Source organism: Mucilaginibacter phyllosphaerae (genome assembly GCF_004378255.1).
Taxonomy (GTDB): Bacteria; Bacteroidota; Bacteroidia; order Sphingobacteriales; family Sphingobacteriaceae; genus Mucilaginibacter; species Mucilaginibacter phyllosphaerae.
Genome location: NZ_SNQG01000001.1, coordinates 229,925 through 254,642, shown reverse-complemented (window position 1 = coordinate 254,642; position 24,718 = coordinate 229,925). Strand labels below are relative to the sequence as shown.

Genomic DNA, 24,718 nt, shown 5'->3' with positions numbered 1-24,718 from the left:
ATTATCCCTGCAAATAAAGGTAATCGTAATGTACCAGTGCTTTTTGGTTTTTCTGGCCGGTAAGTTCGCGCGCTTTGTCAGATCCATATTCGGCCAGGCCAAGGCCTACGGTTTTGTTTTGCTCGTCTACTATCTTAATGATCTCGCCCTTTTTAAAGTCGGATAATATACTAATGATCCCTACCGGCAACAGGCTGGATGCCTTGTTGGATACCAGCACGGTTTTAGCACCATCGTTTACCTGTACCACGCCGGTAGCGGCAGTTTCTGAATGGGCTATCCATTTCTTTTTGCCCGATGCCTTTTTGATAGGGGCGAAGCGTGTGTGCACTGTTTGGTTAGCCAGTACATCAATCAGAATATTTTGTTTAGTGCCGTTAGCAATGTGTACCGCAATACCCAGTTTAGCCGTTTTTTGTGCGATGGTTGATTTGGTGATCATCCCCCCGCGGCCAAACTGCGAACGGCTTGTGCTTACAAAGGACGAAAAATCGATCCCGGCATCGCTTACTTCTGTTATTACCGATGAAGTTGCCAGTTTTGGGTCGCCGGTGTAAATGCCGTCTACATTGCTTAGTACTATTAAAGCCTGGGCATTCAGCATGGCAGCTATCAGCCCGGCCAGTTCGTCGTTGTCGGTAAACATCAGCTCGGTTACCGATACCACATCATTCTCGTTGATCACCGGGATAACCTGGTGCTGTAACAATATCTCCAGGCAGTTGCGCATATTCAGATAATGCAGCCTGTCCCGAAAATCTTCTTTAGTTACCAGTACCTGCGAGCAGAGGATGCTGAATTTATCAAACAAATGCGCATAAGTATTAATAAGCTTTACCTGGCCAATGGAAGCCAGCAACTGCCGCACGGCAACCGCGTCAGATCTTTCTGAAACGGATATCAAACTCCTGCCGGATGCTACTGCGCCCGATGATACCAGTATCACTTCAATACCTTGTTTTTTAATAGCCGCTATCTGGTCAACTATATGAGCGATACGTGCGGTATCGGGCAGGCCGTCTGCACGGGTAATAACATTTGAGCCAATTTTGATAATAATACGCCGGTAGTTGAATGACATTAATGTATAGCGGTTAAGTAGGCAATTATACTCATTTATGGTGTAAACAACGGCTTTTTAAGGGCTTAGGTAACTATTATTTATAAAATAATACGATTTTTTTTGGCGATAATAAAAGATTTGATACTTTTGTCTACTTATTCTATAGACAATGTATTTTTTAGCTACATCTTCAGTACTTTATATACACCGAATGCAGGGCCATACTGCATGCTGTTGTTGTTAATTCCATCCGGATAGCAACATACTCATTCATTTATTTTTCGTTCAACCTAACTCCATGAAATCTTTTACAAATTTCTTTAAATTTATTGTGCTCTTTTTAACCCTTATACCGGGATTGGCCTCGGCCCAGTTAAACGGCAACTACGCCTTAAGCGGTAAAGTAAACGACGACCATGGGCAGCCGCTGGTAGGCACAACCGTATCTATAAAAGGCACCAGCAACACTACCTCTACAGACAGCACCGGTAAATTTACCCTGCAAACCAATGCCAGGTTACCCTTTACACTGGTGTTTAGCGCGGTAGGCTTTCAAACGCAGGAATTTCTGATCAAAAATGTAAACAGCGCGGTAAACGTGCAGCTATCTACACAGGCACTATTAATAAACGAGGTAGTGGTTACCGCATCCCGCAGGGAAGAAAAGTTGTTACGCTCGCCGGTGGCGATTGAAAAGCTGAGTATCACGGCCCTGAAGCAATCGCCGGGCCCCAGCTTTTATGATGCGCTGGAGAATGTAAAGGGCGTACAGATGACCACTACCAGTATCACCATGAAGGTGCCAAATACACGTGGTTTTAACAGCCCAAACAACTTCAGGTTTATGCAGCTGGCAGATGGGGTGGATATGCAGTCGGCCACGCTGGGGGTTCCCCTGGGTAATGCCATTGGCCCAACAGAACTGGATATAGCCAGCATAGAGATAACACCGGGCGCAGCAGCAGCCTTATATGGCACCAATGCGATCAACGGCTTATCCAACCTGTTCACTAAAGATCCGTTTAAAACACAGGGACTAAGCTTTTACCATCGCACAGGTATAAACCACGTGGATGGCATAGGCATAAGCCCCAGCGCTATTAACGAAACGGCCATTCGTTTTGCCAAAGCCTGGAATGATAAATTTGCCTTTAAAGTTAACGCCAGCTATTTAACCGGTACCGACTGGCAATCTAACACCCGGAAGGATCAAAACCCGGGCAACCTGAAAACAGCCAATCCGGCCTATCCGGAGCTTACCGGCGTAAACAACGCCGCCTACGACGGCTGGAACAAGTATGGCGATGATGCCCTTGCCGGCAGCAACACGGTATCTATTAAAGGGATTGTGGTTGATGGTGTGGCCAGGCCAAACCTAACCGTTGCCCGTACCGGCTATAACGAGGTTGACCTGGTTGACCCCAGGGTTACCAACTTAAAGCTGGATGGTACGCTGGCTTATAAAATTACCCCCACAACGCAATTATCATACACCTACCGCTACGGCAGCATGGATGGCGTTTTTCAGCGCGGTAACAAAATATCATTGAATGGCGCATCTGTACAAAACCACAAAGTAGAATTAAAGGGCAGCGAATTTTTGGTGCGTGCCTATCAGTCTATCGAAAACACCGGCAAGTCCTTCAACGTAAAGCCACTGGCAGACAATCTGGATCTTAACCACGCCAGTAATTCGGCCTGGGGCACAACTTATAAAAACGCTTTAACGGCTTATGGAAATGCTAACGGCGGGTTAACATCGGCCAACCTGGCCGCAGCCACACAGGCAGCCCGTGCCGCTGCTGATGCAGGCAGGGTGGAGCCCGGCACACAAGCCTTTACCGATCTGCGCCAAACTATCATCGGCATTAATAACTGGGATATAAAATCCAGCCTGATACCTAATGCACCGGCTACAGGCGGCGCCGCATTAGTGCAAAAAAGTAAAATGTACAATGCCGAGGCACAGTGGGATCTAACCAAACATGTTAAATTCATCGACCTGCTGGTTGGCGCCGATGTGCGTGTGTACGAAGTGATACCGGATGGTAATAACTTTGTTGATTTTAGCCGCTCCATTGCCGACAGGAACACCCCGCTTGCCGATGGCAGCTTCGGTAAAAACGTGATCTATAAAAAATATGGTGCGTTTACCCAGGTTACCAAAACGTTTTTTGAAGAAAAGTTAAAACTTTTTGGCTCTGTCCGCTGGGATTACAACCCTTACTTTGACCCTAAGTTTACACCGCGTTTGGCTGCTGTTTACTCGCCAACGCCCAACCATAACTTCAGGTTCACGTTTCAGAACGGGTATCGTTTTCCGTCGTTGTTCGAGGCTTTATCATACGTAAACAATGGACGGGTTAAACGTGTGGGCAGTTTAGAATTTATTAACGAAGGTTTGGGATACCTGAACAACAGCTATACCCAGCAATCGGTAACGGCATTTAATGCTGCTGTAAAAGCACAGTCAACCACCGGTGATGATGCTACTGCTTTAGCTAACCGTAACCTGCTGCAGGTTGCCGATTTGCCCAAAGCACGCCCCGAACAAATAACTTCTTTCGAGGTAGGTTATAAGGGCATTTTTTTTGATAACAAGGTTTTTCTGGACGTAGATGCTTATGCTAACCGCTACAATGGCTTTTTAGGCCAGGTGCAGGTGTTTGTACCCAATGGCACTACGGTTGGTTCAGACGCGGCCGTGTTAGCTATGCTGGATATTAACCGCGACCCTACAACCGCCACTGCCAATAACGCAGCAAGTGCAGGCCAAAGCCGTTACCGGGTTTATACTAATGCTAAAAATGTGTACAATAACTATGGATCATCTGCCGGGTTAAGTTATAATTTTTACCGCAGGTACACGGTATCGGGCAATGTAAGCTTTAACAAACTGAAGGCACAGCAAACCTTTGATATTTTTGTAACGGGCTTTAACACACCCGAATGGAGCGGTAACTTCTCGTTCGGTAACCGCGAGGTTGTTAAGAATGTGGGCTTTAACGTAGTTTACAAATGGCAGCAAAGCTACCTGTGGGAAAGCCCGCTGGTAACCGGCAATGTGCCTGCTATCCATACGGTTGATGCACAGGTTACTTTTAGGGTGCCCATGTATTATGCCACCTTTAAAATTGGCGCCACGGACATTTTTAATAAAAGGTACATACAATATGCAGGTGGCCCAACAATCGGCGGTATTTACTATGCCTCGGTTACGTTGGATGGACTGTTGAGTGGAAGTAAGTAGTTCATCGATAATAGACCATAGCAAAATTAGCTATCGAATATGGTCTATCGACTACATAAAGATCCTATTTGTTTTTTTTAGGTATAATTTAGTTTTTTAAAAAGCGGGCGGGCGAGCTGCCCGCTTTTTTTATGTTTTAAAGTCCCCAATAAGCCTTACCCGCTTTATATAAGTGAAAAATAAATTAAAGTTACTTTTAGTAATGTATTTGGCTGGCAATAGATGCTATAATTTATTAAACCAGCCTTTTCGCCAAAAAACAAATAACTGTATGGCGCCTATTAAAAACATCCCAACCAGGGCGTAAACGTAGCCGTGGTTTACGTATAATTCGGGCATGTTATCTTTAATTATTCGGCCGTGGTCGTCTTGCCGGCTAAAGTTCATGCCATATATACCGGCTATAAAGGTTAAAGGGATAAAAATTACCGAAATGATGGTCAGCACCTTCATAATCTCGTTCATGCGGTTGCTCACCATGCTCAGGTACAGGTCGATTATGCTTGATGTTACCTCTTTGTAGCTTTCTACCATATCCATGGCCTGGATACAATGGTCATAAGCGTCGCGCAAAAAAAGCTTGGTATCTTTAGTTATCTCCGAGCTTTCGCTGCGAATCATATCATTGATCTTATCACGCTCGGGCCAGCAGGCGCGACGGATGATGATGAGCGTACGCTTTAATTGCTGTGCATCAAACATGATGCTTTTATCGGGGCTTTTGTAAAGCTTGTCTTCAGTCTCATCTATCATGTCGCCAATTTTAGATAGCAGCACAAAGTAATTATCCAGAATGGTATCTGTAAGGGCGTAAAATATATAGCCGGGCCCTGCAGTGCGTATAACCCCTTTACCGGCTTTAAGGCGGGTGGTAACTACTTCAAAATAATCAAAATGGCTTTCTTCAAAGCTGATGATGATGTTATCTTTTACCAGGCCGCTAAACTGGCAGTTTATCAGTTCATTATCTTTATTAAAATAAATGATCCTGCTGGTGCCAAAAACATAGCCTTCGTATTCATCAAACTTTGGGCGCTGGTGTGTATTTACCACATCCTCTAATACCAGCAGGTTGATGCCTAAAAAAGTGCCGATATCCTCAATCAGATTGGCATCGCCCAGGCCGTTAATTTTTATCCAGTGGGTGTGGCCCTTGCACTTATCAATTTGCTGGGTAATGGTTTTCATATCCTTACCCTTGCTGGTTTGCAGGTCGTCCTCGTTAAACGAATAAATAATGATCCGCGGCTCCTGTGCGTCATCAGGAATGATGATTGAACCGGGGCGCGCACCAACGTTAATTTTGCGTTTGGGATGTTTGTAGTGTACGCGCTTGTTGTAAGAAGCCATTATAAATAATTTACGGCCTGCGGGCCCTGGTTAAACAGCAGATCGACAATGCTCAGGTTCTCTAAAAAGCCTCTCCGCTCTTCAAAAACCTGAAAGTAGGCCTTTTGTTCAGCATTAACTGTATTTTTTGCGCTGAATGCCTTGCGCAGGTCGGTTAAGTTGGGGTATGCGGCCTCGTAGGTATCGGTAAATTTCAGTTCGGCCTTTATTTTTAACAGGCGCAGCAACAGTTGCAGTAATTCCTGATTGTAATCAAATAAAAAAACAGGCTGCTTTTGGTAAAAGGGTGCAAAATCATCCTCGTAATATTCAAAATAGGCCGACCGGCGATAGCAGGTTTGCAGGCTCATCCAGTGCAGGCGCTGCCATCTAAAATCGTAACTTATTTTTACATCCCGGGTTATCGTATGGTTTTTAGAGCCTTTTATAATAGGCACAGTAAGCGTTTGGCGGCCATCCGGCGAGTAGATAACGGCCCGGTTACGGTAGGTTTGTTTAGGGAAATGTTCTTCCTTTTCAAACACCACATCCGGTTTAAAAGCGTTCAGTTTTGTAAAATAATCTACCGGGGGCAGGTAAAACATAGGTAAAACAGCACCGTTCTCAATCATATATATTTTTTATGTTTGTGGCAAAATTGGTAAAAATGTTAAGAAAAGTGGCTTTAAATACAGGTATATTTTTTCTGTACCTGGTATCATTACTGCCGTTTTGGTTTTTATATGGCGTAGCGGATATGATCTTCCTGGTGCTTTATTACCTGGTAAGGTACAGAAGGGGTGTAGTGGCCACAAATCTTAAAAATGCATTCCCCGACAGGGGCGAGGCCGAACGCCGCAAAATAGAACGCCGTTATTACCGCTACCTGGCCGATTTGATGGTAGAGACGATAAAAATGATAACCGTTTCAGAAAAATCGCTGCGCAAACGGATGAAGCCTACCAACCCCGAGCTGGTTGCGCATTATTTTGGCCAAAACCGCAGTATTATAGCTGCAGCAGGGCATTACTGCAATTGGGAAATGGCGGCGCTTGCCTTTGGTTTATTAACAAACGAAAAGCGCATTATTGTTTACAAGCCCCAAACCAACGAGGTTTTTAACGATATGTTTAACCGCGTGCGGGCACGTTTCGGTGCCATACTGGTTGCCATGCGGCAAACCCTGCGCACCATGATAGCCTTAAAAAACCAGCTTACCTTTAGCGTACTGGTAAGCGACCAAACCCCAAACTACCACGAGATAAATTACTTTACCAATTTTTTAAACCAGCCAACAGCCGTATTTTTGGGGATAGAAAAACTGGCAAAACTAATTGATGCCGCGGTGATTTTTTACCGGATAGACAGGGTAAAGCGCGGCTATTACACTTATACGCTGGTACCGCTTATTGAGCAGCCCAAACAAACTGCCGAATATGAAATAACCGAAGCGCATGTGCGCTACCTGGAAAAACTAATTCAGGAAAAACCGCAATATTGGCTGTGGAGCCATCGCAGATGGAAATATAAGCCGGAGGATTTTAACAGATGACAGATATACCCAAAGTTGCCGTAGTGATATTGAACTGGAACGGCATCAAATACCTCCGCGATTTTTTACCCTTTGTGCTGGCATCTACCTGGCCCAACCTGGATATTGTAGTGGGCGATAACGGCTCTACCGATGGTTCTGTAGCGTTTTTAAGGAGCCGTTATCCTGATGTTAAAATAATTGAAAACAAGCAAAACTACGGCTTTACCGGCGGATACAACCGGGTATTGGCGCAGGTAGATGCAGCCTATTATATTTTGCTGAATTCTGATGTGGAGGTAGAGCCGGGCTGGATACAGCCGGTGATTGAGTTGATGCAAAGCGATGAACAAATTGCCGCCGCTGCACCTAAAATAAGGGCTTATCATCACAAAAACCATTTTGAGCATGCCGGGGCTGCCGGTGGCTATATTGATAAGTTTGGTTATCCTTTTTGCCGGGGGCGCATCTTTTACGAAATAGAAGAGGATAAGGGGCAGTATGATAACGCAGGAGAGATTTTTTGGGCAACAGGGGCAGCCATGTTCATCAAAAAAAAATATTGGGACCTGAGCGGTGGTTTCGACGAAAGGTTTTTTGCCCACATGGAAGAGATAGACCTTTGCTGGCGTTTAAAAAATATGGGTTACAAGATCATGTACTGCCCGCAATCGGTAGTGTACCATGTTGGCGGCGGTACGCTTAACGCCGAAAATCCTTTTAAAACCTATCTTAACTTTCGTAACAACCTTTTGCTGCTTAAAAATAATTTACCGTTTTGGCATGGCGCATGGGTCATCAGCCTTCGGTTTTGGATGGATCTGCTGGCCTTGTTCCGTTTTTTGATGGAGGGAAAGCGCAAGGATGCCTGGGCTATCAGCCGCGCGCATCAAAATTTTGTCCGTAAGCTGTTTAAAGGGAAATTTAAAAATAAAATTGCCCCGGCAACAAAGCCGGCGCTGCCTTTAACCGGTACCTATTCGCGCAGTATAGTATGGGATTTTTTCATTGGTAAAAAAACCAGGTTCACCGATCTGGAAAAAACAGATCTAAATTAACAAATAACCTGTTAAACGCTCATTACCCACTCCTGCGTATCTTATTGCGCCACCCTATTGCTGTGCAAATAGGGTGGGTGGTAAACTGCATTAATAATTATTGATCCGGCGCTATCGGGCCGGTGCCTGCATCCGGCAGGTCGGTGTCGTTGGTATCGGTAAGCGGTGTGGTATTCTCAGGTGCAGCTACTTTTTTCTTTTTCCTTTTAAATAATTCCTGCTGCTGGGTGGTTAACCTTAAATGCAGATCGCGCTGCGGAAACGGGATCTCGATACCTTCTTTATCAAACGCATCGTAAATAGCTGTCAGTACGTTGCTTTTGAGTGATAACCAGGTGCCAATATCTGCCGCCCAGAACAATAGCCTGAAATCTACCGAGTTTTCGTTAAGGTTATGTACAAATATCAGGGGATCCGGGGTGTCCATAATGTCCTCGCGGCTGCAAAGCAGGTCTGTAAGGATGCCTTTAACCTTTTCAATATCCGAACCATAGGCCACGCCGATGATCAGTTCTATACGGCGGTTATTGTTACTCAATGTCCAGTTAATTACATGGTGAGATATCAGGTCGCCATTGGGGATGATCACCTCGGCGCCGTCGCTGGTGGCAATTTTGCTGGACCGGATGCCGATTTCCATGATCGTGCCCGAACGGTTATCCACTTCAATGATATCGCCTATCTGAATAGGTTTCTCAAATGCCAGTATAAGCCCCGATACCAGGTTGTTTACAATATTTTGCAAACCAAAACCAATACCTATACCAAAAGCACTAATAATAATGGTGATCTTATCCAGCGGGAAGCCGGATGCGGTAACAGCCAATAAAAAACCAACCGAAAATACTCCAAGCTTTATCAGCAGGGTAGAGGTGCGGTTCTTCTTTTTAAGGATATCAATATCACTGGCATTTTTGCCGGCTACCTCATAAAGGTAACTTATTATTCTTGCTGCTATAGATGATAGCCAGATAACCGCTATGAAAATGATAATGCTTTGGAAGGTAAAGCTTGTATTTGTACCTCCAATGTTCCGGTCATCAGTCAGGAATTTTTTGAGGTGACTAAACACGGCATCCTCTACGCTTAAATTTTGGAAAAGCATAATCAGCCAAAGTACACTTGCCAGTATGGTTAAAATGCTTTTAAACTTGTTTTGCAATAATTTAAAATCAATAAACGAGCTTAGTCCGTTACTGTTTTTATTAGCCTCTAACTGCATAAACAATGCCTGCATCAGTATCTGTACCAGGTAGTACATCCCCAAAGCCAGCCATAAGTTATATATGCTGGTAACGCCAAGTATTTTGGATAGGGTAACGCGCCCAAAAACGTTAAATAAAAATGCTATAACCTGCAAGCCGATAAGTATTTTTAAGATGGGTTGCGTGTAGGGCAGATAATCTTCCGGCGCCAGGCTTACCTGTTTTAAAAACCGGTAGCTTACAACAGCGGTAATAAGGGATAATATCAGCACAATAACCCTATCGGTGTTTGATACTTCTACAAACAGGTTGCTTAAGCTATATACTGCCGCTAAAATGAACATGGTACGCAGGTATTTAAACAATTGCTGCGGGCAGGTTTTTTTAACCAGGTAAAGCAATGCAGATATCATTACCAGGAAGAAGATTTCTAAAACCACTACCGGCGGATGATCGTAAAAATTGGGGGCTATAGAAAATGCCACGATTATGGCCGCTGCGTACGGATAAAAGGCAACGTATTTTGCCTGGCTGAACACCCCCTGCGGTGATTCTTTTATCTTTAAGATCTTGCGCCTGTTGGTATGGATCCAGGTAAAAAACAAAGCCAGCAGCAGTATGCCCAAAAGGTGAATGAACGGATCGCGGGTGATAAAAAAGGTGAACAGCTTGGTATTCATCACCACAGTTTTAGTAAGCGCTGTTTTAAAGGTACTTTGGGTGTTCCTGTCCATTTCCCAAATGCTGTTATTCTCGTCGCTTAAAGCCTGTATGCTAAATTCACGAATCTTGATATCTATTTGGTCCTTCAGGTCCAGCAGGGAAATATATACCGATGAGATTCGGTTTTGCAGCAAGCCTATTTTAAGTAACAGCTTTTTATTAGTACTATCCAGCCGGTTATGCTTGCTTTCCATCGCTATCTTCTGCACAAGATAAGTAGTGAGCAAATTGCTGTCGGCAGGCACAATTTTAAGGGCCGGATCTTTGGCCATGGATGCCAGTTCGTTTTGGTTTTGCACCAGCTTGGAATTGATACCGGCCAGTTTATCCTGCCAGATATCCAGCTGGTCATCGCTGCGGGTCAGGATATCGCGGATGGCATACAGGTAGCGTAATGTGCTCGAGCGGTCGTCGTCGATCAGGTTTTTGATCAGGCCGATGCGTTTCTCGAAAGCGGGCAGCTTTTGGCTGATCTCGGCAGTATCGATATTGCGCGACAGGCTTGTTTTTACCTGGTTAAAAGATGCGGTGTAATATTCAACCTTTTGCAGCAGGTTATTGATCGATGTATCAGATTTTCTGAAAGTGCGCATCATCGAATCGCGCCGCAGGATGGCCCGGCGTAACGAATCGCGTACGGATTGTGGTTTATGTTTGGTTTGTGCAGCAACGCCTGCCACGAATAAAGTAAACAGCAGTAACGTAACCGAACATATTTTAAAAACTTTATTCATCATCGCAATTTCGTCCCGATAGCTATCAGGGTAGGGGTTTAACTTTGTTTAAATTATCTTCAATACGCCAGCAACAGGCTTTCGATAGCCAGCCTGTAGGAATGCATTCCAAAACCTGCTATTACACCTTTACAGTTAGCAGCCAGCATAGAATGATGCCTGAATTCTTCACGCTTATATACGTTAGAAATGTGCACTTCGATTGTTGGGGTGTTAATGGCTGCAATAGCATCGGCAATGGCAACAGAAGTATGGGTATAAGCACCGGCGTTAAGCACTATACCATCGTAACTAAAACCAACCTCGTGCAGTTTGTTTATAATTTCGCCCTCAATATTACTTTGATAATAATTAATGGTGATGTTTGTAAAATGGTTTTGCAATTCGGCAAGGTAGCTTTCAAAATCGCTGTTGCCATATATAGATTTTTCGCGTACGCCAAGCAGGTTTAAATTTGGCCCGTTTACAATTTGTATATTCATTTGTTCAAACTTAGGTATAAATCATTAAAACTAAAATCAATTGGACTGGCCATCGGCAATAAAAGGATTTAAAACTTATTTGAAACTGGAGCGGTCGCTTGCAGCAAATTCTATCAATGCTTATAGTAATGATTTAGATAAGTTATATCAATTCTCTGATTTACAAATAATTAAAAAATTACCTACAGAAATTTCTTTACAGGATTTACGTGGTTTTATTAATTGGGTGAATGAATTAGGCATGATCCCGTCCACACAATCGCGCATCATATCGGGCATAAAAGCATTCTACAAATACCTGCTGATGGAAGACCTGATAGCGGCCGACCCGTCGGAACTATTGGAAACCCCCAGGATACCCCGTAAACTACCCGATACCTTAAGCGTACCCGATATTGATAAGATGATAGCGGCTATTGACCTGTCTAAACCCGAAGGGACACGCAACAAAGCAATTTTAGAGGTGCTGTATGGCTGCGGCCTGCGGGTATCTGAGTTAACGGAACTGCGCCTTTCAAACCTGTTTTTGCAAACCGATGTGGAATTTATTAAGGTAATAGGCAAAGGCAGTAAAGAGCGCCTGATACCTATTGGGGGCGAAGCCATAAGGGCGCTCAGAATTTGGATAGAACAGGTACGTGTACATGTCGAAATTAAAAAGGGGGAGGAGGACATGGTTTTTTTAAACCGCCGCGGTAAAAGGTTGAGCCGGGTTTACATATTTTTGCTGATAAAGGAACTGGCAGAAATAACCGGATTAAAAAAAACGATTAGTCCGCATACTTTCCGGCATTCTTTTGCAACCCATTTAATAGAGGGCGGTGCCGATCTGCGTGCCGTACAGGAAATGCTGGGCCACGAAAGTATCACCACAACAGAGATCTACACCCACCTGGACAGAGGTTTTTTAAAGAGCACAATTATTGATTTTCATCCAAGGAGTTAAGATGCTTTAACGGCTTTTATCATTCTGTCCCTGCCGCTCATATCTTTTCTTAACTCAATGTTAATAAAATACTTATCAGATAATAACTCAATAGTTTCTTTTCCAAAATTTTCATTGATCTCTAAAAATAATAATCCGTTTTTAGAAAGATGCTGAATCGCAAAATCGGCAATGGCTTCATAAAATATCAGCGGGTTATGCTCGGGTACAAAAAGTGCCGAATGCGGCTCAAAGCCGGTAACATTCTTATGCATCAGCAGTTTGTCCTGCAGGGTAACATATGGTGGGTTAGAAACAATAATATCGAAGTTTTTGCTTTCGCTTTTTAATTCCCGGCTTTCTAATATATCCTGTTCAATAAAGGTTACTTCTGCACCATTTATTACAGCGTTTTGTTTAGCCGTGTGCAGGGCATCGGCAGATATGTCAATTGCTGTAACAACAGCATCCGGCAAATTCTTTTTAAGGCTGATGGCAATGCACCCGCTGCCCGTACCAATATCTAAAACATACACAGGCTTTTGGCTGTTAGGTACTAACTTTTTACTTTGTAATATCCATTCCACCAGTTCTTCTGTTTCCGGCCGTGGAATCAGTGTGGCTGGATTTACTAAAAAGTTAAGGCCATAAAATTCGGTGTGGCCTAAAATATATTGTACCGGTTTACCGGTTTTTAGCTCGATAAGAATGCCCTCTATCTTTTCTGAGGCTTCGCCCGGTATTGTATCTTCGGGGAAAGCTTTGAGTTTCGCGCGGGATATGCCGGTAATTTCTTCCAGCACCAGTAATGCAATTACCTCTGTTTCAAGGGTATCATACACACCGGCTAAACTTTGCCGAAAGGAAAGGAATACATCCTTAATAGTTTTCATGCAACAAAGTAACATAAAACCTACTTTTGCACAATGGCATTACATGATATTTATATGCAGCGCTGCCTTGAACTTGCCGCCCTTGGCGCAGGTAATGTAAGCCCTAACCCAATGGTTGGTGCCGTAATAGTTCATGACGGTAAAATAATAGGCGAAGGATACCACCAAAGATACGGCCAGCCCCATGCCGAAGTGAACGCAGTTAAAATGGTTACCGGCAGGTATGATAACTATGCACATCTGCTGAAACAATCTACCCTGTACGTTTCCTTAGAACCCTGTGCGCATTATGGCAAAACACCCCCCTGTGCCGATCTGATCATCAAACACCAGATACCAAACGTTGTAGTTGGCTGCCGCGACCCATTCCCGCAAGTAGATGGTAAGGGGATAGAAAAATTAAAAGCAGCAGGTATAGCGGTAACTGTGGGGGTATTGGAAAAGGAATGCCAATGGCTAAACCGGCGCTTTTTTACGAGGGTGCAAAAGCAAAGGCCATACATTATCTTAAAATGGGCTCAAAGCAGCAAAGGCTTTTTTGCACCTGCGGATGGCAGCCAGCACTGGATAACCGGCCCCGAAAGCCGCAAACTGGTACACCAATGGCGCGCGCAAGAGGATGCCATACTGGTGGGCAAAAATACCGTACTGGCCGATAACCCGCAATTAAATGTGCGTTACGCCGAAGGCCGGTCGCCCAAAAGGGTGGTGATAGACCGACGACTGGAATTAAACAGACAGTTGAACGTTTTTGACGGGCGTGTTGAAACGTTGATATTTAATGAGGTTAAAACAGATATAGACGGCAAAAATAAATATATAGCCCTGGAAGATTTCGACCGCTTTGTGCCGCAATACATCCTGTTTCAATTGTATCTGCAGGATATCCAATCGGTAATAATTGAGGGTGGTGCGCATACATTAAATTCGTTTATAGAGGCCGGTTTGTGGGATGAGGCGCGGATATTTACAGGCCCGGATACTTTAAACAATGGCATTAAAGCCCCTGTAATAAATGGCTTTGGTACAGGCAGCTATAATGTTGGTGCAGATAGTTTAAATATTTACCTCAATAACTTATAGTATAATGTTATACGTTTTTTTAAGTATTTGCTGCAGCGTAATTGTATCTGTGTTATTAAAGCTGGCAAGGCGCTATGGTATAGATATTTTTCAGGCTATTACCTGGAATTACAGTATGGCTATTTTGCTTACCTGGTTATTTTTTAAGCCCAATTTGCAGGCAATTGATTTTAAGCAGGCCCCAACCGGGGTTTATATTGCCGTGGGTATTCTACTTCCGCTTATATTTTGGGTAATGGCTTCATCAGTTAGGGTGGCAGGTATCGTGCGTACCGATGTGGCGCAGCGGCTATCACTTTTTATATCCTTATTTGCAGCATTTTTATTGTTTGGCGATAATTTTAGCACAGCCAGGCTGGTGTGTTTTATAATAGGCTTTGCTGCCATACTTTGCTCTATCCCCTGGCAAAAGAAAACCGCTAACCGTAAACTTTTAAGCAATGCCTGGCTATACCTGTTTGTTGTTTTTACAGGTTTTGGCGCTATTGATATCTTATTTAAAAAAGTAGCAGCCTTTACCCCGGTGCCCTACACCACTTCGTTATTTTTTATATATGCCCTGGCTTTTGTTATCGCTTTTATAAGTTTGCTAATAAAAGTCCTTACAAAAAAAGCCCGCATAAAATGGCCGCATTTAATATTTGGCTGGGTGCTGGGCATTGCAAATTTTGGCAATATCCTGTTTTATTTAAAGGCGCATCAGGCGCTTTCTGGTAGCCCGTCGCTGGTGTTTTCATCTATGAATATCGGGGTTATTTTATTGGGTACCATTGTGGGGCTTGTTATTTTTCATGAGCGCTTAAGCACCTTAAACAAGGTAGGGCTCGGGCTGGCTGTATTATCTATCATCATGATTACATTTGTTAACATTCATCACTGGTAAATGCTGTTTGACGATACTTACAAAACCATTGCCCGGCCTGTAGAAAGTGTTTTTAGAGACCGGGGCAGTAAATTCCTGGCGTTTGCATATCCGGTAACTTCAGATAACGATATTAAACCCATAATTGCAAAATTAAAGGCCATACATCCTAAGGCCAATCACCATTGCTGGGCTATCCGTTTAGGGATAGACCGATCTGTATTTAGGGTGAATGACGATGGCGAGCCATCTGGTACAGCGGGCCGGCCAATATTAAATATCCTGTTATCCCGCAATGTTACCAATGTATTAGTAGTGGTGGTGCGCTATTTCGGCGGTACGTTGCTGGGTGTGCCCGGGTTGATCAACGCCTACAAAACAGCAACAGAAATGACGCTTGATATTGCCGAGGTTGTAGAAAAAACGGTGAATGATATTTATACCTTAACTTTTGATTACGTACAGATGAATGATATGATGCGTATTATAAAAGAAGAGCAATTAGAAATATTAGAGCAAGTATCAGAGCTGAATTGCCGTATAAAATTATCGGTGCGCAAAACACAGGTAGAGCAGGTGATGGGTAAACTAAATAAAGTGAACGGGATAAAGGCGGATTATAATTATAGCGGATAACCAAATAATCTAAATATAACCAATTATATAAATCCTACAATCTCACTTCGTCTTTCAGTTAAAATCCTTATTTTGCCTGCATATGCAATCTTTTGAAATAGATAAAACCGATCTTCTGCGCATTAAAACCGCGCTTGAAGGTAACGATGCTGAACTACAGGAGGTTCTGAAGGAATATCACGCATCAGAGATTGCCATCTTGTTTGAGAAACTTCCGCAGGAAGCCAAAGAACGCATTATCAATCTGCTCTCAACACAGATAGCTACCGACGTTATCTCTGAAATGGACGAGGAAGCACACCCGGAAGAACTGCTGATAGGGCTGGACCCGGAAAAGCGTACCGAGATTGTAGAAGAGATGGATTATGATGTAGCGACAGACATTATTTCACAACTCGATAAGGAAGATCAGCAGGAGATTTTAGAGGATATTGACCAGGAGGATGCTACCAGTATCCGCGCCTTGTTAAACTATGATGAGGATACTGCCGGTGGTTTGATGAACTCGGAGGTGATCTGCGTAAATATCAATTTAGATAAAAAAGAAGCGTTGGACGAGATCATCCGCCAATCTGAAGAGATGGAGGAGTTTTACACCATTTATGTGGTGGATGATAATGATATATTAAAAGGTATTGTATCCATCAAAGATATTATCAAAGCACGCGGCGAGGCTAAGGTTCGTACCCTGGTGCAAACAGATTTTGTTTATGTAAAAGCAGAATTAGACCAGGAAGAGGTTGCTAAACTTATCTCGCAATATAATCTCACAACCATACCCGTGGTTGATGACCAGATGAAACTGCTGGGCCGGATTACGGTTGATGACATTATTGATGTTATGGAGGCCGAGAATACCGAGGACATCCTGAAGATCTCCGGCGTATCTGAAGATGAGGAACTGAGCGGTAACTGGCAGGATGCGGTAAAAAGCCGTTTGCCCTGGCTGGTTATTAACCTGGGCACTGCATTTCTTGCGGCATCTATCATCCGTAATTTTGATGCTACAGTAAAAAACCTGGCCGTCATATCCGCATACATGACTATTATTGCCGGTATGGGCGGTAATACTGCTACGCAGGCCCTGGCGGTTACGGTAAGGCGCATATCGTTAAGCGACCTAAGCGACAGGCAAGCCTACAATACCGTTTTTAAAGAGTTACTGGTTGGCCTGGTAAACGGTGCATGCAACGGCTTAATAGTTTTTGCGGTAGCCTATTTTTATGATGCCAACCCAATGCTGGGCTTAGTATTGTTCTTAGCCATGACGGGTAACCTGATCGTGGCTGGCTTAACGGGTGCTTCCATCCCGCTGATCTTGAAAAGGGTAGGGATAGATCCTGCAGTGGCATCATCTATCATCATTACCACGTTTACAGATTGTATCGGATTTTTTCTGCCGCTATGGTTGGCAAGTAAGCTTTTATTATAATTTTGCTCCATCAAAATAATTACAACGATGACTGAAATAAGATACGACTGGACACAGGAAGAGATCTCAAAAATATATCACTCGCCACTGCTCGACCTGATCTTCAGGGCGGCAACTATTCATCGCGAGAATAAGGATTATGCCGAAGTGCAGATCAGTTCGCTGATATCTATTAAAACCGGCGGTTGCCCCGAGGATTGTGCTTACTGCCCGCAGGCAGCACGCTATAATACAGGTGTAGATGTGCATGCTATTATGCCTAAGGAAGAAGTGGTTGCCGTGGCACAAAGGGCCAAAAACGGCGGCGCATCCCGGCTGTGCATGGGCGCTGCCTGGCGCGAGGTGCGCGATAACCGCGACTTTGACAAGGTGATTGACATGGTGAAAGCCGTAAATGAGCTGGATATGGAAGTTTGCTGCACGCTGGGTATGCTTACCGAGGGCCAGGCACAACGTTTGGCCGATGCCGGTTTGTATGCCTATAATCATAATCTGGATACTTCTGAAGACGACTATAAACGCATCATCACCACCCGTACTTATGACGACCGTTTGAAAACGTTAGACCACGTGCGCAAGGCCAAGATCTCGGTTTGCAGCGGCGGTATCATTGGGTTGGGCGAAACCGCGCAAGACCGTATCTCGATGCTCAAGACCTTATCTAATATGCCTAAACACCCGGAATCTGTGCCAATCAATGCTTTAGTACCTGTACAAGGCACACCACTGGCCGAGCAGCCGCGCATTTCTGTTTGGGATATGGTAAGGATGATTGCAACAACCCGTATTATTATGCCTAAAACGGTGGTAAGGTTATCTGCAGGCCGCACCGAAATGAGCACCGTAGAGCAGGCCATGTGTTTTATGGCAGGCGCAAACTCCATTTTTGCAGGCGAAAAATTACTGACCACACCAAACCCGTCATTTGATGAAGATATGGCGATGTTCCAGCTTTTAGGCTTAACCCCACGTAAGGCATTTAAGAATGGCCGCCCTTCAAAAGAGATCAGGGAAATGAGTATAAACGAGGTTATTTAATACCTTTTTAAGCTTTAAAGACGGCGATATTGTAGAATTGAGCAAAAAGGGCGAAGAAGCTTCGGGATAATTTTTATATTCAGCCTTGTATTAAATACATCAACATTAGGCTGATATGAATAAATGTTTAAGTACCATAGTAATTCTGCTGATGCTTTTCTGCATCAGCGCATCTTTTGCACAAAACAAGATTATCGTATATCAATCTGATTTTGGGCTGAAGGATGGTGCTGTTTCTGAAATGAAGGGTGTTGCCATCGGCGTATCGCCCGATCTGAAATTGTACGACCTTACGCACGAGATCCCTAACTATAATATCTGGGAAGCATCATATCGCCTTTTTCAAACCATTAGCTATTGGCCCAAAGGCACCGTTTTTGTTTCGGTGGTTGATCCCGGTGTGGGTACTTCTCGTAAATCAGTTGTGCTTAAAACCAATACAGGCCAGTTTATTGTTACGCCGGATAATGGCACGTTAACCTTGGTGGCGCAAGCCTATGGCATTGCGGGCATCCGTCAGATAGACGAAGTAAAAAACCGCCGCCCCGGTTCAGGTAAATCCTACACTTTTCATGGCCGCGATGTTTATTCTTACACGGCAGCCCGTTTGGCAGCCGGTGTGATAACCTTTGCACAGGTAGGGCCGGAGTTGCCTAAACAGATAGTGAGCATTCCCTATCAAAGATCAGTATTTGAAAATGGTATGTTAAAAGGTAGTATAGATATTCACGATGTTCAATACGGCAACATCTGGACAAACATTGGCGATGGATTAGTGAAAAGGCTAAACCCTAAATACGGTGATTTGCTGCATTTAAAGATATTTAATAAAGGTAAACTGGTATATGAAAGTGATGTTCCTTACAGCGAAACTTTTGGTAGTGTGCCTGAAGGGAAACCTTTAGCTTATCTCAACAGCCTGATGCAATTATCATTTGCATTAAATATGGGCAGCTTTGCGGATGCCTACAAAATTGGCAGCGGCAGCGACTGGAGTATAGAAGTAATCAAAAAGTAAAAGCTGATGAATCTCCCGCCTTACCGTGCTTTTCCTGTTTTAAAAGCAGGAGAATATACACTTCGTCAAATTTTGCATGTAGACATCAAAAATATTTTAGACCTGTCTTTTTGGGATGGGGTACCTGCAAAAAATCTCGATCAAGCTATCGGGATACAAAATAGGGTGGATGAAGAGTACTTACAAGGTAATTCCATTCATTGGGGTATTGCGGATAAATATGATAATATTATAGGCGTTTGCGGATATTATCGTGGTTTTGAAAAGAATAATGGAGAAATTGGTTTTGTATTGAAAGAAACTCACCGGGGGCAGGGAATTATGCTACAAGCCTTGGTAAGCATTATTAACTTTGGCGTGAATAAAATATCTCTTAATTATATATTTTCTATAACACGTGCAGATAATAGTAGTGCTATAACTTTACTCGAAAAACTTAAAGCAACAAGAGCAAACCACATTTTTGATAACGAAGTGGAATATCAATTGTATAAAAGATAGCTTTAATACTCTGCAAACTGCTCATCCGGGTAACACCATAACCAGCGCTCGCCTGGTTGGGCAGATGCTATTACGGGATGATGTTCGGCATGGTAATGTTTGGTCATGTGCTGTTCGTCGCTTTGGTCGCAGCAAAGGGTAATTCCGCAGGTTTGGCAGGTACGCAGATGAAACCATTGGGTGCCTTGCTTTATACATGCTTCACAAACGTGGTTGTTACTCAATTTTACCTCTTTAACTGCCTGCAGGTGCTGGCAAAAACTTAGGTCGATTTCGTGCATATTTTTATTTTTTATAAAATTAAAGATAGTAAAGTGCCGGTAATATTACTTTAAATAATCGTGCCCCCAGTTTTTTAGCGAATAATCCCAATTGGAATTTTTGGGATCTTTAGGCTTTTGCGCCACGTGGCGGGCAATATAGCCGTTTACTTTTTGCATATGTTTATAATCGGCATCGCTTAGTTCGGCTTTCTTTTTGCCCAGTATCCTAATAATATGTTCGCCGGATTTGTGGCCGATAGATTCGCCGTCACCGCTATCCCAACCAACTTTTTTAGATTCGTCCGTCTTTAGCCATTTTTTTAAAACCGATGCAGTCATGTTTACGGCCTTTTTAAACTCCGTATAAATTTCCTCGTGTTCTGTATTGTTTTCAGCATTCTTTTCCATCCTTAAATCCGAGCAATACTTATACCATATGTGAATGGCATGCATTGCTGTATTCCTAAAACAACTAAATTATTCTTTTATTTCCACTATTAATTGCTAATAATATTAGTAATTTTGAAATAATGAATGTAGACAGGATAACGGAAAAGTTAAATATTTTAGCAGATGCTGCAAAATACGATGTATCATGTGCAAGCAGCGGCAGTAAGCGTAAAAACGAAAATAAAGGTTTGGGTAATGCCAGTAATGGTATTTGCCACTCTTATACAGAGGATGGGCGATGTGTATCGCTATTAAAGATCCTGTTAACTAATCATTGCATTTTTGATTGTGCTTATTGTGTATCCCGTAAAAGCAATGATATTCAGCGGGCTGCCTTTACAGTGCAGGAAGTGGTAGATCTAACCATCAATTTTTACCGTCGTAATTATATCGAGGGCTTGTTCTTAAGTTCCGGCATATTTAAAGATGCGGATTATACGATGGAGCGCCTGGTGCGTATTGCCAAAAAATTGCGTACCGAGCATAAGTTTAACGGTTATATTCATCTTAAATCTATCCCCGGCGCCAGCGACGAACTGATGAATGAAGCAGGCCTGTATGCCGACCGTTTGAGCGTTAACCTGGAAATGCCCACAGAGGCCGGTTTAAAGCTTTTAGCACCGGATAAAAACCAGGCGGATATGATCAAGCCGATGGGGTATTTAAAAAATGCCATTATTCAGCGTACCGAAGAAAAGAAGCTATTTAAAAAAGCCCCCATATTTGCCCCGGCAGGCCAAAGTACACAGGTTATTATTGGCGCTACACCCGAAAATGATAGCCAGATATTACGATCTGCAAGTTATTTTTACAAAAACTTCAATTTAAAACGCGTGTATTATTCAGGCTATGTGCCGGTATTGGCCGATAGCCGCCTGCCAGCATTGAATACCAGTGTACCTATGGTACGCGAGAACCGCCTTTATCAGGCCGACTGGTTGATGCGCTTTTATGGTTTTAAGGTAAATGAGATTGTGAATGATAGCCAGCCGCACCTGGATTTGGATATCGATCCAAAACTGGGCTGGGCTATACGCAATATGCAGGCGTTCCCCGTAAATATTAATCAGGCTGATGTGCAGATGATATTGCGTGTACCGGGCATAGGCTTGCTATCAGCACAAAAAATAGTGAGTGCCCGTAAATTTGGTAAGCTAAATTGGGAACAGTTAAAAAAAATGGGGGTGGCGCTTAACCGCGCTAAATACTTTATTACCTGCAACAGCACCGAATTTGAACGCCGCGATCTGACGGGGAATAATATTAAACAATTTATTTTGGCTACATCGCAAAGCAAATATCTAAAGAATACCCAGGTGCAATTAAACTTGTTTTAATGATGACAACCCTAATATATGATGGCACCTTTGAAGGCTTGCTTACTTCTGTTTTTGAGGTTTATGACCGAAAGCTTAACCTGGTTAATTTGCAAAAAACCGGGCAGGATAATAATGCCCTGTTTGAAGATAAGTTGCAGGTAATAACAGACGATGAACGGGCCAACAGAGTATTAAAGGGTTTAAAGCAAAAAATCTCGTCTATGGGGTTGCAACGGCTATATGCAGCGCATCTGGCAGAGATGGATGGGGAGGAGAACAGTTTGCTGGGTTATATAAGGTATGCTTTTGATGCCGGGCAAAATATTGAGGAAAATTATGGGAACAAGTTTGTAATGCGGATATCAGAGATGGTGCGTATGGTGAGGCGCGAAAAACATCGAATGGAGGCTTTTGTACGCTTCCAGAAATTAAAAGACGAAACTTTTTATGCCGCCATAGAACCCGATTTTAATGTTTTGCCTTTACTTATTCGCCATTTTAAGAGCCGTTATGCCGATCAGAAATGGATTATTTACGATATCAGGCGCAAATATGGTATTTATTATAATCTGCACGACACTCAGTATATCTCGCTTGATTTTGCCAACGTAAGCAAACCCGGTGATATAGTGGCTGCTTTTACAGAAGATGAAGAGATCTATCAGCATCTTTGGAAGAATTATTTTACCAGTGTAAATATTCCGTCTCGCAAAAACACCAGGTTGCATGTACGCCATATACCTAAAAGATACTGGAAGCATTTAACAGAAAAAATTTAAGATTTGTTATTTTACGAATTTTAAGATGTTATGAACCGTAGATTTTAAACCCTGTTTGTGGATAAAGTAGAATGTTTATAACCCTTAGAATAATCATATAATTTACTGTATTTCAATAAATTTTAGTGTGGATAAACTTAAAATAATTGTTAATAATGTGTTTAAAATAAATGTAAAAAAGTACTTGACATAGGGGGGCTTAAAGCTCTATATTGTATTTATCAAGAACGACGTACTTTGACAGCCTTACAGGAATACAGAAACTTAATCGGGTGACCTTTCGGGCGAACTAAAGATAAGGGAAGTGCCTGAATCATTTAAAGGAGATAAAATGCGAAAGTAATTTATGCCGGAAATGATTAAAGAGGTATTATAGGTTTTGCGAAAGTTTACGAACGGCAGCAAACAAAATAATGATCTTGAAGGAATTGGCGTTAGCGTAACTATAGAGACATCGGCATTCACTAAGAATAAAGAAGTATCAGCGTTGCACGGATAACGAAGGAGTCGACTTCCCCCAGGGAAAAGTGGCAAGATCAATATTCGCAGATGTATTGACCCATCAGCACTCGAAAGAGGAAAGAAGGACACAGGCAGAACGAATTTGAACGCGTCACTATCCGCAAGGAGACAGACAAGAGCAGTATCAGTGCTAACAATTGAAACATCGGCATTCGCAGGAATAAAGAGACATCTGTGTTCGTAATAACAAAGAGGAGAGCAGATCGGTTAATGTTACACAAAACTTGATACTTTATGATGGCTATGGCTATTCATAAGGCAGGAAAAACGGAAGTCATTTCGCAAGAAGAGGCTTCCGTTTTCCATTTTAAGGAGATTTTATTTAATAAGCGTGCGTGACAAACAGGGGCAGTACAAAGGTGTGCGGCAATTATAGAATAAGCATAGATCCTGAATAGTTATAAAAAAGCAAGCTGCCGTTCTTTTCTAACCCTTACGCCAGCTTTTTTCGCAACCATTTGCGAAGCGGCTCATCATACCATTTCAACGTGGCATAAGCCAAAATAATGCTGCCTGCTAAAATAAGTAATGCATAAGGCCATGTCTGTGCAATTGTTATGCCTTTATGATTACTGATCCAGGCAACATAAAAATAAACCAGTGGGTAATGTACCAGGTAAAGCGGATAGGAGATATCGCCTAAAAATTTACATATTTTATGCTCGGTTAGATTTTGTATTACGCCGCTGGCGCCAATATATACGATAAACGGGAAGACAACAATAATACAAACGGATTCATAGATCCCGTTCATCCAAAGATGTTCAGCGCCGCCAATACGTGGTATAAAAAGTACAACAATTACTAAAAGGCTGCACCATAGAAAGGCATTTTTAATTGGCGTAGGTTTAGCTACACGTGAAAGTAACAAACCAGCAAAAAAAGGATACATGGTACGGGTTAAACCAATGCGTACCTGCTGTACATTCAGTGTCCAGCCACCACTAACGTCGCCGTTTATGATTGCCAGGTGTGCAAGTGCAACAGCGGCTATGCCTACCAGGATAGTTAATGCTGTTTTGGAGAATTTGCGGATCCAGAGCGCGTAGAGTATGTTGGCAAAGTATTCAAAAAACAACGACCATCCCACGCTATTTAAGGGATGCATCTCCTCCCAGCCACGTATATCAAGTGATAATGGTACAGGAAGAATCGTATAACCGATCAGCATCACCAGCAGCATCTTCCACACAGGAATAGTATGAATAAGTGGCCATAGTGCAGAATCTGTAAAATAGAAACCGATAGCGCCGAGGGTCATCCCCAAAACCACCATCGGCTGCAGGCGTTCGATACGGCGTTTAAAAAAGCTGCCGGCGGTTATTTTATGCCAGCGGTCGTCGTAAGCATAGCCGATAACGAAACCTGATAGCAAAAAGAAAAAGTCTACAGCCAAATAACCGTGGTTAACAAGTTTATCTAAATTACCGGTTGATAATGGTTCGCACAAATGAAAGGTAACAACAATGATAGCCGCTACACCGCGAAGGCCGTCTAATATGGGGTAGTGTGGCTTGGTAGCAAGCTCATTGTTGTTCATTAGTAAATTTGTTGTAAAGCTTGGACTTTTAAACCAATGCAAATTATAAAAAACGAATATTTATCTACTTAGTAAATTAAAT

At 43.0% G+C, this 24,718-nt stretch carries 22 protein-coding genes; 13 read left to right on the top strand and 9 right to left on the bottom strand.

Annotation, left to right across the window (positions count from 1 at the left end; genetic code table 11):
• Position 1: 1 nt before the first annotated feature.
• Positions 2 to 1,081 (bottom strand): glutamate 5-kinase, encoded by a 1,080-nt coding sequence (gene proB, locus E2R65_RS00960; protein ID WP_134334606.1) that lies wholly within the window; start codon positions 1,079 to 1,081, stop codon positions 2 to 4.
• A gap of 280 nt (positions 1,082 to 1,361) precedes the next feature.
• Here proB and E2R65_RS00955 point away from each other — a divergent pair, with 280 nt between their 5' ends.
• Positions 1,362 to 4,313, top strand: coding sequence for a TonB-dependent receptor (locus E2R65_RS00955; protein ID WP_134334605.1), 2,952 nt, complete (start codon positions 1,362 to 1,364; stop codon positions 4,311 to 4,313).
• Between the two features lie 225 nt (positions 4,314 to 4,538).
• Here E2R65_RS00955 and corA read toward each other — a convergent pair whose 3' ends face one another.
• Positions 4,539 to 5,663: a magnesium/cobalt transporter CorA gene (corA, locus tag E2R65_RS00950; RefSeq protein WP_134334604.1), complete on the bottom strand. Its 1,125-nt coding sequence runs from the start codon at positions 5,661 to 5,663 to the stop codon at positions 4,539 to 4,541.
• Positions 5,663 to 6,274 (bottom strand): WbqC family protein, encoded by a 612-nt coding sequence (locus E2R65_RS00945; RefSeq protein WP_134334603.1) that lies wholly within the window; start codon positions 6,272 to 6,274, stop codon positions 5,663 to 5,665. The genes corA and E2R65_RS00945 overlap by 1 nt, the downstream gene beginning before the upstream one ends.
• Positions 6,275 to 6,309: 35 nt before the next feature.
• On the opposite strand from E2R65_RS00945, the gene E2R65_RS00940 reads away from it, so the two are divergent.
• Complete coding sequence (locus E2R65_RS00940) at positions 6,310 to 7,194, top strand: lysophospholipid acyltransferase family protein (protein WP_134334602.1); 885 nt, start codon at positions 6,310 to 6,312, stop codon at positions 7,192 to 7,194.
• Positions 7,191 to 8,231: a glycosyltransferase family 2 protein gene (locus E2R65_RS00935; RefSeq protein ID WP_134334601.1), complete on the top strand. Its 1,041-nt coding sequence runs from the start codon at positions 7,191 to 7,193 to the stop codon at positions 8,229 to 8,231. Before E2R65_RS00940 ends, E2R65_RS00935 begins: the two co-directional genes overlap by 4 nt.
• Positions 8,232 to 8,328: 97 nt before the next feature.
• Here the strand turns inward: E2R65_RS00935 and E2R65_RS00930 are convergent, their stop codons facing one another.
• Positions 8,329 to 10,896, bottom strand: a complete 2,568-nt coding sequence (locus tag E2R65_RS00930) for a mechanosensitive ion channel family protein (protein ID WP_134334600.1) — start codon at positions 10,894 to 10,896, stop codon at positions 8,329 to 8,331.
• A 56-nt stretch (positions 10,897 to 10,952) separates the two neighbouring features.
• On the bottom strand, positions 10,953 to 11,375 hold the full coding sequence (gene aroQ, locus E2R65_RS00925) for a type II 3-dehydroquinate dehydratase (protein WP_134334599.1): 423 nt from the start codon (positions 11,373 to 11,375) through the stop codon (positions 10,953 to 10,955).
• 40 nt (positions 11,376 to 11,415) lie between these two features.
• Here aroQ and E2R65_RS00920 point away from each other — a divergent pair, with 40 nt between their 5' ends.
• Positions 11,416 to 12,321 (top strand): site-specific tyrosine recombinase, encoded by a 906-nt coding sequence (locus E2R65_RS00920; protein WP_134334598.1) that lies wholly within the window; start codon positions 11,416 to 11,418, stop codon positions 12,319 to 12,321.
• Here E2R65_RS00920 and prmC read toward each other — a convergent pair.
• A complete protein-coding gene (gene prmC / locus E2R65_RS00915; RefSeq protein WP_134334597.1) occupies positions 12,318 to 13,193 on the bottom strand; it encodes a peptide chain release factor N(5)-glutamine methyltransferase in 876 nt (291 codons plus the stop codon). The genes E2R65_RS00920 and prmC overlap by 4 nt on opposite strands.
• Before the next feature lie 33 nt (positions 13,194 to 13,226).
• Between prmC and ribD the strand changes: the two genes are divergently transcribed.
• From ribD to E2R65_RS00880, 7 genes are all read left to right on the top strand, one after another.
• On the top strand, positions 13,227 to 14,276 hold the full coding sequence (ribD, locus tag E2R65_RS00910) for a bifunctional diaminohydroxyphosphoribosylaminopyrimidine deaminase/5-amino-6-(5-phosphoribosylamino)uracil reductase RibD (RefSeq protein ID WP_134334596.1): 1,050 nt from the start codon (positions 13,227 to 13,229) through the stop codon (positions 14,274 to 14,276).
• 4 nt (positions 14,277 to 14,280) lie between these two features.
• On the top strand, positions 14,281 to 15,159 hold the full coding sequence (locus E2R65_RS00905; protein ID WP_134334595.1) for a DMT family transporter: 879 nt from the start codon (positions 14,281 to 14,283) through the stop codon (positions 15,157 to 15,159).
• Positions 15,160 to 15,774 carry an IMPACT family protein gene (locus E2R65_RS00900; protein ID WP_134334594.1) on the top strand — a complete coding sequence of 205 codons (615 nt, stop codon included), beginning with the start codon at positions 15,160 to 15,162 and terminating at the stop codon, positions 15,772 to 15,774.
• A gap of 82 nt (positions 15,775 to 15,856) precedes the next feature.
• The gene (gene mgtE, locus E2R65_RS00895) at positions 15,857 to 17,206 is read left to right on the top strand and encodes a magnesium transporter (RefSeq protein WP_134334593.1); all 1,350 of its coding nucleotides are present in this window, start codon (positions 15,857 to 15,859) and stop codon (positions 17,204 to 17,206) included.
• 27 nt (positions 17,207 to 17,233) lie between these two features.
• Positions 17,234 to 18,244 carry a biotin synthase BioB gene (gene bioB, locus E2R65_RS00890; protein ID WP_134334592.1) on the top strand — a complete coding sequence of 337 codons (1,011 nt, stop codon included), beginning with the start codon at positions 17,234 to 17,236 and terminating at the stop codon, positions 18,242 to 18,244.
• 115 nt (positions 18,245 to 18,359) lie between these two features.
• Positions 18,360 to 19,262 (top strand): SAM hydrolase/SAM-dependent halogenase family protein, encoded by a 903-nt coding sequence (locus E2R65_RS00885; RefSeq protein ID WP_134334591.1) that lies wholly within the window; start codon positions 18,360 to 18,362, stop codon positions 19,260 to 19,262.
• Between the two features lie 6 nt (positions 19,263 to 19,268).
• Positions 19,269 to 19,763: a GNAT family N-acetyltransferase gene (locus E2R65_RS00880; RefSeq protein WP_134334590.1), complete on the top strand. Its 495-nt coding sequence runs from the start codon at positions 19,269 to 19,271 to the stop codon at positions 19,761 to 19,763.
• 2 nt (positions 19,764 to 19,765) lie between these two features.
• Here the strand turns inward: E2R65_RS00880 and E2R65_RS00875 are convergent, their stop codons facing one another.
• Positions 19,766 to 20,044, bottom strand: a complete 279-nt coding sequence (locus E2R65_RS00875) for a UBP-type zinc finger domain-containing protein (protein ID WP_134334589.1) — start codon at positions 20,042 to 20,044, stop codon at positions 19,766 to 19,768.
• 45 nt (positions 20,045 to 20,089) lie between these two features.
• Positions 20,090 to 20,434 (bottom strand): DUF3140 domain-containing protein, encoded by a 345-nt coding sequence (locus E2R65_RS00870; protein ID WP_134334588.1) that lies wholly within the window; start codon positions 20,432 to 20,434, stop codon positions 20,090 to 20,092.
• Between the two features lie 122 nt (positions 20,435 to 20,556).
• Between E2R65_RS00870 and E2R65_RS00865 the strand changes: the two genes are divergently transcribed.
• Positions 20,557 to 21,813, top strand: a complete 1,257-nt coding sequence (locus E2R65_RS00865; protein WP_134334587.1) for a putative DNA modification/repair radical SAM protein — start codon at positions 20,557 to 20,559, stop codon at positions 21,811 to 21,813.
• Positions 21,813 to 22,574, top strand: coding sequence for a TIGR03915 family putative DNA repair protein (locus E2R65_RS00860; protein ID WP_229704586.1), 762 nt, complete (start codon positions 21,813 to 21,815; stop codon positions 22,572 to 22,574). Before E2R65_RS00865 ends, E2R65_RS00860 begins: the two co-directional genes overlap by 1 nt.
• A 955-nt stretch (positions 22,575 to 23,529) precedes the next feature.
• On the opposite strand, the gene E2R65_RS00855 is transcribed toward E2R65_RS00860, so the two are convergent.
• The gene (locus tag E2R65_RS00855; protein ID WP_134334586.1) at positions 23,530 to 24,636 is read right to left on the bottom strand and encodes an acyltransferase family protein; all 1,107 of its coding nucleotides are present in this window, start codon (positions 24,634 to 24,636) and stop codon (positions 23,530 to 23,532) included.
• Positions 24,637 to 24,718: the final 82 nt, after the last annotated feature.